Annotated in this window: 17 protein-coding genes; 8 read left to right on the plus strand and 9 right to left on the minus strand. The window is 66.6% G+C overall.

The features are described from left to right. A partial coding sequence (locus tag WAQ08_RS09465; protein ID WP_422191354.1) for a FlhC family transcriptional regulator occupies positions 1–176 on the plus strand: 176 nt, incomplete at its 5' end. A gap of 80 nt (positions 177–256) precedes the next feature. On the opposite strand, the gene WAQ08_RS09470 is transcribed toward WAQ08_RS09465, so the two are convergent. The 7 genes from WAQ08_RS09470 to WAQ08_RS09500 form a co-directional block, all read right to left on the minus strand. After that, positions 257–1,150, minus strand: coding sequence for an alpha/beta hydrolase (locus tag WAQ08_RS09470; protein ID WP_422191269.1), 894 nt, complete (start codon positions 1,148–1,150; stop codon positions 257–259). A gap of 105 nt (positions 1,151–1,255) precedes the next feature. Continuing rightward, positions 1,256–1,522 (minus strand): hypothetical protein, encoded by a 267-nt coding sequence (locus tag WAQ08_RS09475; protein WP_422191271.1) that lies wholly within the window; start codon positions 1,520–1,522, stop codon positions 1,256–1,258. A gap of 87 nt (positions 1,523–1,609) precedes the next feature. Further along, on the minus strand, positions 1,610–1,738 hold the full coding sequence (locus WAQ08_RS09480; protein ID WP_422191272.1) for a hypothetical protein: 129 nt from the start codon (positions 1,736–1,738) through the stop codon (positions 1,610–1,612). Next, positions 1,723–1,884 (minus strand): hypothetical protein, encoded by a 162-nt coding sequence (locus WAQ08_RS09485; protein ID WP_422191274.1) that lies wholly within the window; start codon positions 1,882–1,884, stop codon positions 1,723–1,725. The genes WAQ08_RS09480 and WAQ08_RS09485 overlap by 16 nt, the downstream gene beginning before the upstream one ends. Beyond that, complete coding sequence (locus tag WAQ08_RS09490; protein WP_422191276.1) at positions 1,857–2,123, minus strand: hypothetical protein; 267 nt, start codon at positions 2,121–2,123, stop codon at positions 1,857–1,859. Before WAQ08_RS09490 ends, WAQ08_RS09485 begins: the two co-directional genes overlap by 28 nt. 134 nt (positions 2,124–2,257) lie before the next feature. Next, the gene (locus WAQ08_RS09495) at positions 2,258–3,346 is read right to left on the minus strand and encodes a ProQ/FINO family protein (protein ID WP_422191278.1); all 1,089 of its coding nucleotides are present in this window, start codon (positions 3,344–3,346) and stop codon (positions 2,258–2,260) included. A 100-nt stretch (positions 3,347–3,446) separates the two neighbouring features. Further along, a complete protein-coding gene (locus WAQ08_RS09500; RefSeq protein WP_422191280.1) occupies positions 3,447–3,698 on the minus strand; it encodes a DUF1289 domain-containing protein in 252 nt (83 codons plus the stop codon). Positions 3,699–4,314: 616 nt separating this feature from the next. Between WAQ08_RS09500 and fusA the strand changes: the two genes are divergently transcribed. Next, entirely contained in the window at positions 4,315–6,378 is a 2,064-nt protein-coding gene (gene fusA, locus WAQ08_RS09505) for an elongation factor G (RefSeq protein ID WP_422191282.1), read from the plus strand. A 104-nt stretch (positions 6,379–6,482) separates the two neighbouring features. Next, positions 6,483–7,811, plus strand: a complete 1,329-nt coding sequence (locus tag WAQ08_RS09510; RefSeq protein WP_422191284.1) for a M16 family metallopeptidase — start codon at positions 6,483–6,485, stop codon at positions 7,809–7,811. 182 nt (positions 7,812–7,993) lie between these two features. Here the strand turns inward: WAQ08_RS09510 and WAQ08_RS09515 are convergent, their stop codons facing one another. Together WAQ08_RS09515 and WAQ08_RS09520 are read right to left on the minus strand one after the other, a co-directional pair. Beyond that, complete coding sequence (locus WAQ08_RS09515) at positions 7,994–9,052, minus strand: porin (protein ID WP_422191286.1); 1,059 nt, start codon at positions 9,050–9,052, stop codon at positions 7,994–7,996. Between the two features lie 81 nt (positions 9,053–9,133). Beyond that, positions 9,134–10,441, minus strand: a complete 1,308-nt coding sequence (locus WAQ08_RS09520) for an MFS transporter (protein ID WP_422191288.1) — start codon at positions 10,439–10,441, stop codon at positions 9,134–9,136. Positions 10,442–10,891: 450 nt separating this feature from the next. Here WAQ08_RS09520 and WAQ08_RS09525 point away from each other — a divergent pair, with 450 nt between their 5' ends. Genes WAQ08_RS09525 through WAQ08_RS09545 form a run of 5 tightly spaced genes read left to right on the plus strand, consistent with a single transcriptional unit; the run spans position 10,892 to position 15,157 of the window. Further along, a complete protein-coding gene (locus tag WAQ08_RS09525; RefSeq protein WP_422191290.1) occupies positions 10,892–11,851 on the plus strand; it encodes a PDR/VanB family oxidoreductase in 960 nt (319 codons plus the stop codon). Positions 11,852–11,882: 31 nt separating this feature from the next. Continuing rightward, entirely contained in the window at positions 11,883–13,235 is a 1,353-nt protein-coding gene (locus WAQ08_RS09530; protein WP_422191292.1) for an aromatic ring-hydroxylating dioxygenase subunit alpha, read from the plus strand. Beyond that, positions 13,222–13,758, plus strand: a complete 537-nt coding sequence (locus tag WAQ08_RS09535) for an aromatic-ring-hydroxylating dioxygenase subunit beta (RefSeq protein ID WP_422191294.1) — start codon at positions 13,222–13,224, stop codon at positions 13,756–13,758. The genes WAQ08_RS09530 and WAQ08_RS09535 overlap by 14 nt, the downstream gene beginning before the upstream one ends. After that, positions 13,758–14,351: a cysteine hydrolase family protein gene (locus WAQ08_RS09540; RefSeq protein WP_422191296.1), complete on the plus strand. Its 594-nt coding sequence runs from the start codon at positions 13,758–13,760 to the stop codon at positions 14,349–14,351. The genes WAQ08_RS09535 and WAQ08_RS09540 overlap by 1 nt, the downstream gene beginning before the upstream one ends. Beyond that, positions 14,348–15,157 carry an SDR family oxidoreductase gene (locus WAQ08_RS09545; protein ID WP_422191298.1) on the plus strand — a complete coding sequence of 270 codons (810 nt, stop codon included), beginning with the start codon at positions 14,348–14,350 and terminating at the stop codon, positions 15,155–15,157. Before WAQ08_RS09540 ends, WAQ08_RS09545 begins: the two co-directional genes overlap by 4 nt. Positions 15,158–15,284 lie beyond the last annotated feature (127 nt).

Raw genomic sequence — 15,284 nt, forward strand, 5'->3', positions numbered from 1 at the left:
GGCGTCTGGTCAAGTTCATCGACAACGGCATGCTGACCATGACCAAGTGCTCCAAGTGCAGCGGCCACTTCGTGACGCATCCGCATGAGGTGGCCCGCCACTTCGTGTGCGGCCTGTGCAACCCGCCTGCACGCGCCGGCAAGGGCAAGGCTGCCGGCGGCATCCAGATGCACTGACCCTGGTGCACTGAACCCCAGTTTTCTCCGCTTGTCTCCTCCTGGCGCGCAATCCGGTTTGCGCTTTCAACGGGCCCTCTTCAGGGCCCGTTTTTTCTGGTCGCTTCGGGGAGGCTGCTGACGAAGGCGGCCACATCATCGAGCACCGGGGCCATGCGGTGCAGCGGGCGCGAGAAGGCGCCGATCAGCGTGAGATGGTCCACGCCCTCATAGCGTTTGAAGATCACGGGCACGCCCAGGGATTCGAGCTTGGTCGCCAGGTGGCCGCTGTTGGTGTCTGGGTTGACCTGGGCATCAAAGTTGGACACGCCCAGGAAGGTACGCGGCGCCTGGGCCGAGGCGTGGACGATAGGCTGTGAATCGGGCGGCACGTTCGGGTGGTGGAACACAGGCTGCACGGACTTGTCCTTGAGTGGGATGAAGTCATACGGCCCCGCCAGGCCGACCCAGCCGGCCAGCTCGGTGATGTGGTGCCCCTGCTGCGCCAGCCAGCGGTCGTCCAGCGCCACCATAGCAGCGTTGTAGGCCCCCGCGCTGTGCCCCATCACCAGCACACGGCGCGGGTTGCCGCCGTAACGCCCGGCATGCGCCAGCGCATAAGCCACGGCCTTGGCGCTGTCCGGCAGGAAATCGGGGTAGCTGACCTCGGGGTAGAGGCGGTAGCTGCTGGACATCAGCACGATACCGCGCGAGGCCAGCGCCTCGCCCAGGAACTTGTACTGGTCACGGCTGCCCTTTTGCCAGGAGCCGCCGTGGATGAAGACCACCACCGGCCAGCCGCCTGCCGGCGGCGTACCCAGCGGACGGTAGACATCGACCTGGTTGGCGGGCAGCGGGCCGAAAGACACATCGCGGGTGAGCGCGAAAGTGTCGTCGGGCGTGACGGCGTTGATCAGCTTGACGGGCGAGCAGCCGGACAGCAGGCCCAGGGCAACCAGGCCAGCACCGACAGGTACGCGCCGCCACGCGGCCAAGCCTTGTCTGATCTTGGATGTGCTTGAAACAGGCATGGCGTGCAGCGTAGCCGCTGGCTTCACAGGTAGCGCGCCCAAAGGACATTCGAGAAGCGATTGAGCGGGTCATGCCGGCGCTTGAGATCGCGCAGGGCCGCGGCCTCGGGATAGGCCTGGTCGAACTGGGCACGGGTGGCGTACAGTTGGTAGGGCAGGTAGTAGCGGCGCCTCGTGGCGCAAGGCCAGGTCGATCAGGCTGCGTGTCCAGTCACCGACGGCGCGGCAGGTGGGCTCGCTCGTGCCCTGCTTGTAGTAGATGACGAAGGAGAAGACCTCTTCGCGGGCCCAGGGCAGCAACGCATCCGCATCGGGCGGCGAGTGGCGGATGGACACGTTGAGCACCTCGGCACACGGTGTGTTGAGCAAAGGCGCCAGCGCACGGGTGTAAGGCAGGAAGTGGCGCGGCGGGATGAAGTACTCCTACAGCACATAGGTGGAGGCAGTGCGCGAACGGGGCTCCAGCTCGGCCACGTCCAGGCTGGCCTCGCGGTTACGCCAGACGATGCATTCACCGCCCAGCCGCAAGGGCTGGATTACGTTGCGGCGCAAGGCGCCGCCACCGGGCCATTGCCCACGTAGCGCCCATGCGCATTGACCGACACCGCGTCGCCCACGGTGAAGTTGGCGTCGCTCTGCATGGTCTTGATGGCCAGGTTGTGCGGGTCGATCACATCCTGCAGATCGCGCCAGCGCATGCCGGCCTGCACGCGTACCCGTTTGGCAACCGGGTCCAGCCAGGCCAGGTGGTGATGGCCTTGGCCACCTCGGCCGTGGTCTGCGGGGTGGCGATGCGGGCCACGCGCACGTCGTACAGGCGCGTGACATTGGCGATGGTGAGCTGATCTGCCGTGAGGGCCAGCGCGCGCAAGGGTTGCGCGGCGGCCAGGCCGGCGGTGAGCAAGGCCTGCTGCAGCAGGGTGCGGCGGGTCGGCATGCGGGGTGTCCTCTGAATTCGTTGGTGTTCGGAAGACATCCTAGCCGGTGCCACGAGTTGGCCCCGCATGAAAAAAGCCGCGCAGGTGCGCGGCTTTGGTCTGGTGCTTGTCCGGTCTGATCGTTACCGTTGGCTCATTCCGATGTGCCCGGCTCGCTCGGCTTGTTGTCCTGCGGCTTGTTGGCATCGGCCGGTGCGGCGTTGCGAGGGCCGCGCGGCTGGCCATCGCGGTTCTGCGGGCGTTGCTGCGCGTTCGGGCCCTGGCCTTGGCGTGGGCGATCACCACCACGGTGGTCACGGTCGCCACGCGGGCCACCGCCTTCAGGGCGGCCACGGCGGTCATCCCCGCGAGGGCCGCGTGTGTCGCGGCGGTCACCGCCGGGTCGTTGCTCGCCGGCACGTGCGCCACCATGGCCACCGCCACGGTGGCCACCACGGTCTCCGCGATCACCACGACGGTCATCACGGCGCTGATCACCGTGCTCATGGCGCGAACGGCCATGGCCATGCGGCGGGCGGCCCTGCGGTGCGGGCGGGCGCTCCAGCGCTTCCTTGCGGGCCAGCGCCAGCAGCTCAGGCAGTTGCTCGGCCGTGATGCCCTTGAGCGCACAGAAGTTGGCTTCCGTCAGCTTGGTGGTCTCGAAATCGCGCAGCAGCGAGGCACGGTTGCGCCGCTCCTGGTCTTCTTCGCGGCGGGCGGCGTCTTCCTGGGCGCGACGCGCGTCCTGGTTGGCGCGGCGGCGGGTCAGCTCGTCGGCAGCGACCTTGCGGTGCTCTTCGGTCAGCTCACCAGCCGGCTGGCCGTCCAGGTCGAAACGCTGCGTGCCTTTGGACACGGCGATCAGGTAGGACGTCGCGCCCGTATGGCGGCGCAGGAAGGCCGACAGCACGGCCTTGGTGAAGACGCCCGGGGCGCGCTCCTGGATGTCGGCTTGGATGCGCAGCTTCAAGGGCTTGGCACCGCCGGTGAACAGCGCCGGGAAGAGCTGCTTGAGGCGGTCGCCCGCGGCGGCGGGGCTCATCTCTTCGGCCTTGGCCGCAGGGGCAGCCACCGCCTCATCCGCCACAGGTGCGGGGGCCTGAGCGTCTGCGGCCACGGCGGGTGCGGACTCGCTCACCGGCGCTTCAGCAGCGGTGGTGTCTACCGCAGGAGCCGGGGTCGGCACGGCCTCGGGCGAAGCAGCGTTGTCGTGGTCGGGCGAAGGGCTGGTCGAAGAAGACATGAACAGGGCCCCAGAGGCGGGGCGCGGGAGACGGAAGGGCTGATTGTGCCTGCAAAGACCGGTGCGGTGCAGGGCTGGGCGCCAAGGGGGTGGCAGGGGCTCAGCCTGGGCCAGGGCCAGGGCCAGGCCCCGGCTGCCAGCTCAGCTCGCGCTCATGACGCCGTTGGGCGGCCCGGGCCACGCACTCACCACGCTGCTCATTGGACATCGCCCCCCACTGGCGGATGTCGTCCAACGTGCGGCCACAGCCGATGCACACGTCGTCCTGGTCCAGGGTGCAGCGGCGCACGCAGGGGCTGGCCACGGGCAAGGGGGCCTCTGGGGTGGAAGACGGTGGCAAGGGCAGCGACATGGGCACGATTGTGCCGCTGGCGCTCCGCAACCTTGAAACGAGTCCATGCGGCCATACATGCACTGCAGACACGGTCATTGCAGACCGCACGCGCCAGGCGCACAATGGATCCCGCAGCGAAAACGGCTGTCGTCTTCCGTTGTCGTTCAGGCTTTTCATTTTTCTATCCACGTCACCAGGCACCGTCTCACCATGACGATCTTCACCCCCGTTTTCACGGCCGGCCAGCACGCGCTTCGCTCCAGCGACGCGGGTCTGCCTGTGGGTGAGCGCACGACGCACGCCTTGCGACGATAGCCTTTCGACATCCCTGTTCGGAAGGCTTGGGCCTTCCGGCACACCGCCCCGGTTGGCTCTCGGCCTCCGGGGCTTTTGTTTTTCAGCGGCAGGTTTTCAGCAGCACTTTCCGAAGGACCACGCCATGCGCACCTACGACAAGTTGATCGCCACGATTCACGAGGCGCAAGCCCGGGCCCACCTGCGCCCGCGCCTTGACACGCCCATCGCTTCGCAGGCGCACGAGGCCTAGCCCCACCCGCATCAGCGCACAAGCGCACCACGCGGATCCCGACAGGGGCTGGCCTCTCACCCAAGACCAGTGTTCTGAAAGATCCGTATGAGCCACCGTCACCACACCCCTCCCGCTGCCACCAGCCCCCGGGCCCTGCGCAACATCGGCATCATTGCCCACGTCGACGCGGGCAAGACCACCACCACCGAACGCATCCTGTTCTACACGGGTGAAAACCACCGCGTGGGCGAAGTCCATGACGGCGCCGCCACGATGGATTTCGATCCGCAGGAGCGTCAGCGCGGCATCACCATCAACAGCGCCGCCACCACGGTGTTCTGGAAGGGCGTGCAGATCAACGTGATCGACACGCCCGGCCACATCGACTTCAACATCGAGGTCAACCGTTCGCTGCGCGTGCTCGATGGTGCTGTCGTCGTGTTCGATGGCGTGGCCGGCGTGGAGCCGCAGACCGAGACCAACTGGCGTCTGGCCGACCAGTACCGTGTGCCGCGCATCGCCTTCATCAACAAGCTGGACCGCACGGGCGCTGACTTTGCCCGCGTGGTGCGCATGATCGAAGAGCGCCTGGGCGTGCGCACGGCCGTGCTGCACCTGCCGATCGGCGAGGACGCGGGCTTCCACGGCGTGGTCGATCTGGTCGCGATGCAGGCCCTGTACTGGCCCAGCGACCGCGCCGGCGCGCCGATGGAAACCGGCCCCGTGCCGCCTGAGCTGCTGCCCCAAGTGGAAGCGGCCCGCGCGCGCCTGCTCGATGCCGTGGCCGACCAGGACGAGGCCGCGCTGGAAGCCTATGTGCGCGATGGTGAAGTGCCTGAAGCGCTGCTGCGATCGGCCCTGCGCCGAGGCACGCTGGCGGGCGCCGTGGTGCCCGTGCTGGCGGGCTCCGCGTTCAAGAACAAGGGCGTGGAGCCCCTGCTGGACGCGGTCAACGCCTACCTGCCGGCGCCCGAGGACATCGCCGCCGATGCGTCGCATGGCGAAGGCCAGGGCGCGGCCGGCCCGTTCGCCGCGCTGGCCTTCAAGCTGGTGCACGACGAGCACGGCGCGATGGTGTTCGTGCGGGTCTACCAGGGCCGCGTGCGCGTGGGTGACGTGCTGCTCAACACCAGCACCGGGCAGAAGGAGCGCATCGGGCGCCTCTACGAGGTGCATGCCGACAAGCGCCTGGAACGCACGGAGCTGGTGGCGGGCGACATCGCGGGCATCGTGGGCCTGAAGTCCACATTGACCGGGCACACGCTGAGCGATCCGGCCCACCCGGTGGTGCTGGAAAGCATCACCGTGCCCGAGCCGGTCATCGACGTGGCCGTGGAGCCGCGCACCCAGGCCGACCAGCAGGCGCTGTCCAAGGCGCTGCAGGCCTTGGTTCGCGAGGACCCGAGCCTGCACCTGCGGCAGGATCCGGAAACCGGCCAGACGCTGCTGTCCGGCATGGGCGAGCTGCAGCTGGAGGTGTCGCTGGAGAAGCTGCGCGCGCGCCATGGCGTGGAGGTGAACGTGGGCCGGCCCCAGGTGGCCTACCGCGAGACGATCACGCGCACGGCCGAGGTCACGCACCTGCACAAGAAGCAGAGCGGCGGCCCGGGCCAGTTCGCGCAGGTGGTGCTGCGCCTTGAGCCGTTGGAGCGCGGCGAGGGCGTGCGCTTCGCCAGCGAGGTGGTCGGCGGCGCGGTGCCGCGCGAGTTCATCCCGGCCGTGGAAGCCGGGGTGCGCCGCGCGGCCCAGGTCGGCGCGGCGGCGGGCTTCCCGGTGGTGGACTTCGTGGCCACCCTGGTCGATGGGGCTTTCCACGAGAAGGACTCGTCGGCCCTGGCCTTCGAGTTGGCCGCGGCAGCCGCCTTCCGCGAGGCGGCCGCCCAGGCCGGCCCCGTGGTGCTGGAGCCCGTGATGGCCGTGGAGGTGGTGACACCGCCCGACCACGTGGGTGACGTCATCGGCGACCTGATGCGCCGGCGCGGTCTGGTGCGTTCGCAGGACACGCGTGGCAACGCCGCCGTGGTCGGGGCGCAGGTGCCGCTGGCCGAGATGTTCGGCTACATCGGGCAATTGCGGGCACTGTCGCACGGACGGGCGCAGTACTCGATGCACCTGGACCACCTGGGCGAGCTGCCGGCCAACCTGGTGGCGAAAGCCACGGCCCACTGAGGGCCAGCGCACCGCAGGGTGCGCGCGAGAGGCACGGACTTCCGCAAGGAGGCCGTGCTTTTTTTCATCCACCCTCGAAGATGGGACCACAGCGACAATAGCGCATGGAAACCACGACCCCGATCCTCCGTACGCTGCCTAACGGCGTCCGGCTGCTGGCCCTGCCCATGCCCCACGTGCGGAGCGTCAGCGTGGGCGTGTTCCTGCACGTCGGCTCCCGCGACGAAACGCCCGCCACCAACGGCATCAGCCATGTCCTGGAGCACATGGCCTTCAAGGGCACCACCACGCGCTCCGTGCAGGCCATCAACCTGGATGCGGAGCGGCTGGGTGCGGACGTCAACGCCTACACCGGCAAGGACAGCACCGGCTACTTCATGACCGGCCTGGCGGAGCACGCGCAGCAACTGCTCGGCATGACGGCCGACATCGTGCTCCACAGCACATTCCCCGAGATCGAACTGCAGCGCGAGCTGGAAGTGATCCGCCAGGAAGCCATCGAGTACGACGAAGACCCCGACGACAGTTCGAACGATCTGCTCGACCGCGCCCTCTGGGGCGCCCATCCCATGGGCATGCCCGTGATCGGCACCGTCAAGAACATCGAAGGCTTCACACGCGACGATCTGGTTCGCCATGTGCAGCAGCATTACGTGGCAGACAACACAGTCGTCGTGGCTGCCGGCCACTTCGACGTCGATGCCTGGATGGGCCTTGCCGAGGATCTGTTCACGGCGATGCCTGCATCGGCCGACAGTGCCAGATCGCATCCCCCATTGCCCGCGGCGTATGCAGGCCAGGCCGTGGCCCGGCGCTTCACGCAGGTGTCGCAGGTGTTCCTGAACATCGCTTACCCGCTGACGCCCACGAGCGCGGACGGCATGCCATCGCAGCGCTTGCGCCTGGCCGCTGCGCTCGCGGCCAATCTGTTCGGCGGCGGGATGTCGGCCCCGTTGGTCGACACGGTGCGGGAGCGGCTGGGCCTGGCCTACACGGCCGATGCCAGCATCGACAGCGGCGACAACTGGCTCAACTTCGTGGTGCATGCCGTGACCACCCCGGACAAGATCGAAGCGCTGGTGAAAGCCACGGGCGAGCTGCTGCATGCCCAGACGGCCACCATCGACCCTATCCATCTGGAGCGGGCGAAGAACCAGTTGACCGTGTCCTATGTACGCGCCAGTGAACGGCCCTTCGCCATGATGGAGCGGGCTGTCGAGGAACTTTGGGCCAGTGGAAGCGTGACGCTGCTGGCCGAGACGATTGCCCTGATCGACGACATCTGCTCGGAAGAAGTACGGGATGTGTTTGCGCGGATGCTCACCCACGCCCCGGCGCTGTCGATCACGGGCAAGGGGGTCAGCGCCAAGGCTGCGCGGGAGTTGGCGGGCGCTCTGGTGGCCAGCGGCGAACGTTGCCCTATGAAGGAATAGTCAACGAACGACGGTGTTCAACGCAGGGGCCAATGCCATGCTCAAGCGGCCAACGATGGCGGGCAAGGGTTCTGGCGAAAGTTCGTTCTTCTTGAGAAATGCCCGCCACAGCGCCTGACGCGAAGCGTCGTGCGCAAACTCGTCGCTTAGGCCGACCGGTAGAGCCTCAGTGACCGTGCGGATCAGAACGAATGCCTGATCCCCACATCAAAACCCGTCGAGCTGCCACCCGGCTTCGCATTGCCCGGGCTGGTCAAGCCATCGGCCGACAGGCTGCGCACGCCATTGCCCTTGTTGCTCAGGCGGGCGGCGGTGACGTACAGCACCGTGCGCTTGGACAGCGAATGGGCGTAGCCCAGCGAGAGCTTGTCGAAATCATCCGAGCTGTCGGCCACGTCGTAACGCGCCACGGTGGCCTTGATCTCGCCCACACCCACGGGGATGGACGCGCCGAGCAGCCAGGACGCCACCTTCGCCTTGCCCGCCGGCCCGCTGGCCTTTTCCTCACCATAGAAGGCCACCGGCTTGACCACGCCGAAATCCCAGGTGGCCACCACGTTGCTCACTTCCACATCCCGGCCGATGACCACGGGCGCCACATCTGACGCGCCCAGCACCTGACGCCACTTGCCGTAGGAGGCCGCGACATTGAGCCGCCCCGTCATATAGCCGATGCGGCCGCCGTAGAAATCGCCCTTTTTGGAGTTGGGCACGTCGGACGACTGCTCGCCCGGCGCGTACTGCAGCTGCCCGTACCAGCCGCCCAGCGTCGAGGGCAGCACATAGCCGATGGCATTGCTGTTGTAGACCGTGTTGTAGCCAAAGTTGTTGACCGCCTGACTGGTGCCCACGCCCCGCGCCGCGAAGGGATCGAACAGGGAGATGTTCCACCAGATCGGGGAGAAATCGCGGCCCACCCGCAGTTCACCGAAGGGGCCCATCAGGCTGACGGTGGCCCGCCGCGTGAAGGCCATGCCCGAGCCGCCTGTGTCCAGCGCCAAAGGCGCCTCCAGCCAGAAGCCCGCAGACATGCCGCCGCCCAGATCCTCCGTGCCGCGAAACCCGATCCGCGTCGGGATATTGCCGCCATTGGATATACCCAGTTTGCTGCCGGCCCCGGAGGTAGAGATATTCGTGGCCGCCACATCGACCACGCCAAATACCGTGACCGAGGATTGCGCCATGGTTACGCTGGCCGCCGAGATACTGGCCAACGCCAGCAAAGCCTGTTTTGAAGTCATGTTGATTTGAAAATATTAGGCGTGAGAAAATCCCGCCTGCCGAAACAGGCGACATGCACGAAATGGATATTGAAGCCGGCCTTATGGCTGAGGCGCAGCGTCCTCAGGGATCGGGTTCAGCCAGCGCAGCACCAGGGCGCCCAGAAACACCGGGGCCGCCAGCAGCAGGCAATATTCCGGCCGGTCAAAACCACTGGCCATGGCCAGGCCTGCGATATAGGGGCCCACGGCGCCACCCAGGCGGCCGAAACTCATGGCCAGGCCGGTGCCCGTCGTGCGGACCGGCAAGGCAAACACCTTCGGAATCACCGCGTACAAAGCCGCCACCGAGGAGCCGATGAAGAACCCGACGAAGGTGGCCGCCGTCAGCATGCTGTTCACCGTGGCCTCCGATCGCCCAAACCAGACACCCGCCGCCGCCAGGCAGACCATGGCCACCGCCGAGAGTCTGCGCACGCCCACGTAGTGCGCCAGCAGACCGAAGATCACCCCGCTGATCACGCCGGCAGAGTTCATCAGCACCGAGGCCGAAATGCCGTTTTCCGTGCTCAGACCAGACTGGGTGATGATTTTCGGGATCCAGCTTATGAAGAAGTACACCGAGGTCATCACCAACAGGTAGGTCAGGCAGGCCGCCACCGTGGGCACGGCACGCCCGCCCTCCAGCAGGGACGACAGGCGCGGCTTGCGCACCGCACCCTTGGCGGCGCCACCGGCCACTTCCGGCAGCACGGCCAGCGCCTGGCGGCCCATGCGCTGCAGCATCTGGTTGACCTTGCGCAGTGCATTGGGCGGGCGACGGTGGCTCAGAAAATCCAGCGATTCCGGCAGCAGCCACAGCGAGATCAGGATGAAGGCCACGGCGGTGCCACCACCAGCGATGTACACCGCGCGCCAGTCGTAGTAGCGCATGATCCAGATCGCCACCAGCCCACCGAAGGCCGCGCCCACCTGGTAGCCCACGGCCATGATCGAGGTGCACAACTCGCGGCGGCGGTCATTGCTGTACTCGCCGACGAGGATGTTGAGGTTGGCCAGGATCCCGCCCATGCCCAGGCCGGTGAAGACGCGCAGCAGCATCAGTTCCTTGTGGCTGGCGGCATAGCCCGAGGCCACCATGCCGATGGCCATGATGCCCAGGCAGACGATGACCGCGCGGCGGCGGCCGATCCAGTCACCCATGGGCGCCACGAACAGCGCGCCCAGGCCCATGCCGATCAGCCCCGCGCTGAACAGCAGGCCAACATCGGCGGGGCCCAGGCCCCATTCCTTGCTGAGCACGGGCGCCGTGAAGGCCACCACCAGCACGTCAAAGCCGTCGAGCGCGGAAATCAGGGTGCACAGCGCCACCACGATGACCTGGTAAGGGCTCATCGGCAGTGACTTCATTTGAGATCGAAGCAGTGTGTCGGACATGGTTTGGGGGAATACTGTTTCTTGAAATGCACCCATAACGGTCATGGCTGCCCAAAATGCAGACATATACCCGTCAAGGTGAATGGATTTATTCTTCTCGACCCATTCGCCGGGGGTGGCGTTGTTGGCGCAACTATCCGGTCACGCCCCGGAAATCGGCTATCCGTTTCTCGCAATCACTATCCGCTTGTCGAGAATATTTTCTGCGCTCATCCATTTCATCTCAATTGTTGGCCGATACGAGAATTTTATGCCCGATCAATATGAGGGTTAACACTTAAATTCCCCATCAAAATTCGCTTTGTGGATATTTCATGCAGGTTTTGGCTTTTTTGGAATATTCCTTTCTGACACATTTCCAGCCATCGACCCGGCCATGGTTTGCGGCCTGGGCGAACAGGTCACATCTTTGTCGGAGCACACGTGGACAGCACCATTGCGCTGAAGGTCGAGCGGGTCGACGCCATCACACCGCGCATCAACCGGCTCGTGCTGAGCGGCGCCACCGTTTCAGCCTTGTCGTACGAGGCCGGCGCGCACATCGAGCTGCATGTGCCGCCTGCCAGCGCAGGCGGAGCCAGGCTGCACCGCGCCTACTCGCTGGTGCGCCCCGGCTGCAGCGAAGGCACGCTGGAGATCGCCGTGCAGCTCGAAGAGCCCAGCAGCGGCGGCTCCAAATGGGTGCACCAGCTCAAGGCCGGTGATGCCCTGGCCGCCAACGCGCCCAGCAACCACTTCCCGCTGCATGGCGCCGAGACACGGCCCCTGCTGATCGCCGCCGGCATCGGCATCACGCCCATCTTGTGCATGGCCCTGTCGCTGAAAGAACGCGGCCAGCCCTTCGACATGCACTACGTGGCCCGCGATGCCGAACAGGCCGCCTACGCCCAGGAGGTCGAAGCCCTGCCCGGCGCCCACTGCTGGTTCGACGGCGGCGACCCTGCACGGCGTGTCGACCTGCGCGAGGTGATCGGCAAGCCCGTGGCAGGCCGCCACCTGCACGTCTGCGGCCCCAAGGGCTTCATCGAGGCCACGCTGGCCACGGCGCGCGAGCTGGGCTGGCCCGAAGAACAGCTGCACTGCGAGCTGTTTGTGGGCAGCCTGCAGGGCGCCTCCGACAAGCCCTTCACCGTCGAACTCAAGGCCGCCGGCATCACGCTGGACGTGCCCACCGGCAAGACCGTGATGGACGTGATGGAAGAAGCCGGCCTGGACCCGATGTTCGATTGCCGCCGCGGCGACTGCGGCATCTGCGTGGCCAAGGTGCTCGATGGCGAAGCCGATCACCGCGACATCTGCCTGTCGGCCAAGGACCACCAGGCCGGCAGCTTTTGCATCTGTGTCTCACGGGCGCGCAGCGACCACCTGGTCCTCGACCTCTGAGCCCTCTCTCTGAATGAAGCAGGAGTCCCCAATGACCATCTCGAATGAAACCATCGCGTCCATGGTGCGGGCCGACAGCGTGCACAAGGCGCTGTACACCGACCCGGACATCTTCGCGCTGGAGATGCAACGCATCTACGGCCAGGCCTGGATCTACGTCGGCCACGACAGCCAGGTCAAGAACGTGGGCGACTACGTCACCACCCGCATCGGTGATCAGGACGTGATCATGGTGCGCGGTTCGGACAAGCGCGTGCACGTGGTCTACAACCGTTGCCCGCACAAGGGTGCCAAGCTGGTGGCCGAAGGCAGCGGCAACATCGGCAAGTTCTTCCGTTGTCCCTACCATGCGTGGACCTTCAAGCTCGACGGCAGCCACCTGTCGCTGCCCCTGAAGAACGGCCTGGAAGGCACGCGCTACGACCCGGCCGACCCGGAGTTCTCGATGAGCCGCCTGGCGCGGGTCGACAGCTACCGTGGCTTCGTGTTCGCCAACCAATCGGCCGAAGGCCCTGACCTGAAGGGATTCCTGGGCGGCGTGATCACCTCCATCGACAACCTGTGCGACCGCTCGCCCGTCGGCGAGGTCGAGGTGGCCGGCGGCGGCAGCTTCCGCGTGATGCAGCCCTCGAACTGGAAGGTGTTCTACGAGAACCTGCACGACACCATGCACGCCCGCGTCACGCATGAATCCTCGTTCGAGGCCGCGCGCGAAGAGGCCAAGGCCATCGGCGAGATGCCCTTCGAACTCCTGATCATGGACGGCAACGGCGAGCCCTACGAGTTCTGGGAAAAGCTGGAACTGCGCGCCTACCACTATGGCCACGGCTACATGGAAGGCATCTTCGATCCGGCCGCCGCCACGCGCGATCCGGTGTCGCGCAGCCACTTTGAACTGCTCACCGAAACCAAGGGTGCCGAGCAGGCCCAGGCCATCCTGGGCATGAACCGCCACAACACCGTGATCTACGGCAGCGGCTCGCCGCACACCGTGTTCCAGCAGTTCCGCGTGATCCGCCCGATCGCGGTGAACCGCACCATGGTCGAGATCCAGCTGTTCCGCCTGAAGGGCGCACCGCAGGCCGTGTTCGACCGCGCGCTCACCTACGCCAACCTGATCAACTCGCCTTCATCGAACGTGATGCCCGATGACGTCGAGGTCTACCGCCGTTGCCAGGAAGGCAACCAGACCAAGGGCGGCGACTGGGTCAGCCTGCACCGCTACGCCGGCACCGACAAGGCCCTGGAAGACGGCATGGTCTCGGTCAATGGCACCAGCGAGCTGCCGATGCGCAACCAGTTCGCGGCCTGGCGCCACTTCATGCTTGGCACCGATGCCAAGGCCCCCCTGGACACCAAGGAGAAGCTCCATGCAGCTGCTTGACCGCACCTTCGACGTCAGCATCACCCCCACTGCCTCCGTGCAGTTGCCCCATGACACCCTGAGGGCCCTCGAAGCCTACCTCTTCCAGGAAGCCCGCCTGCTCGATGACTGGCGGCTGGACGAGTGGCTGGCCCTGTGGGACGAGGACGGCCGCTACTGGATCCCCCGTTTCGAGGCCCAGGCCGATCCCTTCGAATCCATCTCGCTGTTCTGGGAAGACAAGATGCTGCGCGAGACCCGCGTGCGCCGCATCAACAACCCGCGCAACTGGTCGCAGCAGCCACGCACGCGTTCTTCTCACCTGGTGGGCAACATCACCGTGGAAGGCGTCGATACCGAAGGGCACCTGATCGTGCGCTCCAACGTGGTGTTCACCGAGTTCCGCAACGAGCAGCGCACCCTGGCCGGCACCGTGCACCACAAGCTGCGCGCGGTCGAGGGCGGTGGCTGGCGCATCCGCATGAAGCGCATTGACCTGGTCAACTGCGAGAGCGTCTTCGGCAACCTCGAGGTGTTCATCTGATGACGCCCCCCTGCGACGTTCTGCTGGCCCTGCACTACCAGAACGACGTGATCCACCCGGATGGCCTGATCCGCGTCGGCATCGACAACGATCAGCGCCGTGAAGCGGTGATCAGCGCGGCCACGCGGCTGCTCGATCACGCACGCACCTGCGGCTGGAAGATCGTGCACGTGCGCGTGGCCTTCCGCGAGGACTACGCAGACCTGCCGCGCAACATGCCCATCATGGCCAATGTCAAGAAGATCGGTGCGGTACGTGAGGGCTCCTGGGGCGCCGAGTTCCACGAGGCCCTGGCGCCTAGGCAGAGCGCGGATGAGTTCGTGGTCAAGCACACCAGCATCAGCGCCTTCCGGGGCACGCCGCTGGCCGGGCTCCTGCGCCTGTTCAATGCGCAACGCGTGCACGTGGCCGGCGTGGCCACGCACTCCGTGGTGGAGAGCACCGTGCGCGATGCGGCCGACCGTGGGCTGGAAGTCACCGTGGTGGCCGATGCCTGCACCGCCGCCCAGCCCGACACCCATGAGGCCGCGATCAAGTCCATGGCCCTGATGGCCCACATCACCACCGTGGCCGCGTTGAAGGAAGCTGCATGAGCACATCGAACAAGCTGCAAGGCAAGGTCGCCCTCGTCACCGGCGCCACACAGGGCCTGGGCGCCGACATCGCACGCGAGCTGGCCCTGGCCGGCGTGCACAAGGTGTTCGTCATCGGCCGTGGGCGCGAGGCCGGCCTGGCCGTGGCCGCGGCCATTGGCCCCAATGCCGCCGCCATCGAGGCCGACATCAGCGACGATGCGGCCATCGACCGCTGCATCCAGATCGCCCTGAAGGAAACCGGCGCCATCGACGTGCTGGTCAACTCCGCCTGCATCTACGATGATGCCGGGCTGGACTCCACCCGCGAGCAGTGGACCAAGACGCTGAACGTCAACCTCGTGTCCGCCGCCATCTTCACGCAGAAGGCAGCCCCGCACATGCAGGCCGGCGCCGTGGTGATCAACCTGGGCAGCATCGGCGGCAAGTTCGGCGCGGCCGGGCGGGCCATCTACCCGGCCTCCAAGGCCGCGCTGCTGCAGATCACCAAGAACTTCGCGGTGACGCTGGCGCCGCGCGGGATCCGTGTGCTGTCCGTGTCGCCCGCGTGGACGTGGTCGCCCGCCGTAGAGCGCCTGGCCGAAGGCTCGATGGCACGCGCCGACCAGGTCGCGGCCCTCACGCACCCGCTGGGCCGCGCAGGCCGGGGTGAAGAGGTCGGCCGCGCCGTGGTGTTCGCCGTGAGCAGCGATGCCTCGTGGATGACCGGCACCGATCTTGCTGTGGATGGAGGCTTCTCGGCCCTCGGCCCCGACCAGGGCCTGTCCGCAAAAGCCTGGTTTGATCGCGTTGCGCACACGGGCTGAGTAGACCGTTTCGGCCATGGCGTCTTATCATCCTCCACAAGGCATGCGCCACCCACAGGTGACCGCGCCGCGTGCTGATGCCGTACCAAGCTTGAACGGGGGGGCCGTTTCTTGGAGACAGCCAACC

The sequence above is a fragment of the Aquabacterium sp. genome (assembly GCF_049274795.1).
In the GTDB taxonomy this organism is placed as follows: domain Bacteria; phylum Pseudomonadota; class Gammaproteobacteria; order Burkholderiales; family Burkholderiaceae_C; genus Aquabacterium.

What these genes read in the sequence shown, in the direction of transcription:
- WAQ08_RS09485 (WP_422191274.1), bottom strand. Translation starts at nt 1,884, where the DNA reads ATGCGCTGGCGCGATCTGCAGGATGTGATCGACCCGCACAACCTGGCC.
- WAQ08_RS09490 (WP_422191276.1), bottom strand. Translation starts at nt 2,123, where the DNA reads ATGCCGACCCGCCGCACCCTGCTGCAGCAGGCCTTGCTCACCGCCGGC.
- WAQ08_RS09495 (WP_422191278.1), bottom strand. Translation starts at nt 3,346, where the DNA reads ATGTCTTCTTCGACCAGCCCTTCGCCCGACCACGACAACGCTGCTTCG.
- WAQ08_RS09500 (WP_422191280.1), bottom strand. Translation starts at nt 3,698, where the DNA reads ATGTCGCTGCCCTTGCCACCGTCTTCCACCCCAGAGGCCCCCTTGCCC.
- fusA (WP_422191282.1), top strand. Translation starts at nt 4,315, where the DNA reads ATGAGCCACCGTCACCACACCCCTCCCGCTGCCACCAGCCCCCGGGCC.
- WAQ08_RS09510 (WP_422191284.1), top strand. Translation starts at nt 6,483, where the DNA reads ATGGAAACCACGACCCCGATCCTCCGTACGCTGCCTAACGGCGTCCGG.
- WAQ08_RS09515 (WP_422191286.1), bottom strand. Translation starts at nt 9,052, where the DNA reads ATGACTTCAAAACAGGCTTTGCTGGCGTTGGCCAGTATCTCGGCGGCC.
- WAQ08_RS09520 (WP_422191288.1), bottom strand. Translation starts at nt 10,441, where the DNA reads ATGAAGTCACTGCCGATGAGCCCTTACCAGGTCATCGTGGTGGCGCTG.
- WAQ08_RS09530 (WP_422191292.1), top strand. Translation starts at nt 11,883, where the DNA reads ATGACCATCTCGAATGAAACCATCGCGTCCATGGTGCGGGCCGACAGC.
- WAQ08_RS09535 (WP_422191294.1), top strand. Translation starts at nt 13,222, where the DNA reads ATGCAGCTGCTTGACCGCACCTTCGACGTCAGCATCACCCCCACTGCC.
- WAQ08_RS09540 (WP_422191296.1), top strand. Translation starts at nt 13,758, where the DNA reads ATGACGCCCCCCTGCGACGTTCTGCTGGCCCTGCACTACCAGAACGAC.
- WAQ08_RS09545 (WP_422191298.1), top strand. Translation starts at nt 14,348, where the DNA reads ATGAGCACATCGAACAAGCTGCAAGGCAAGGTCGCCCTCGTCACCGGC.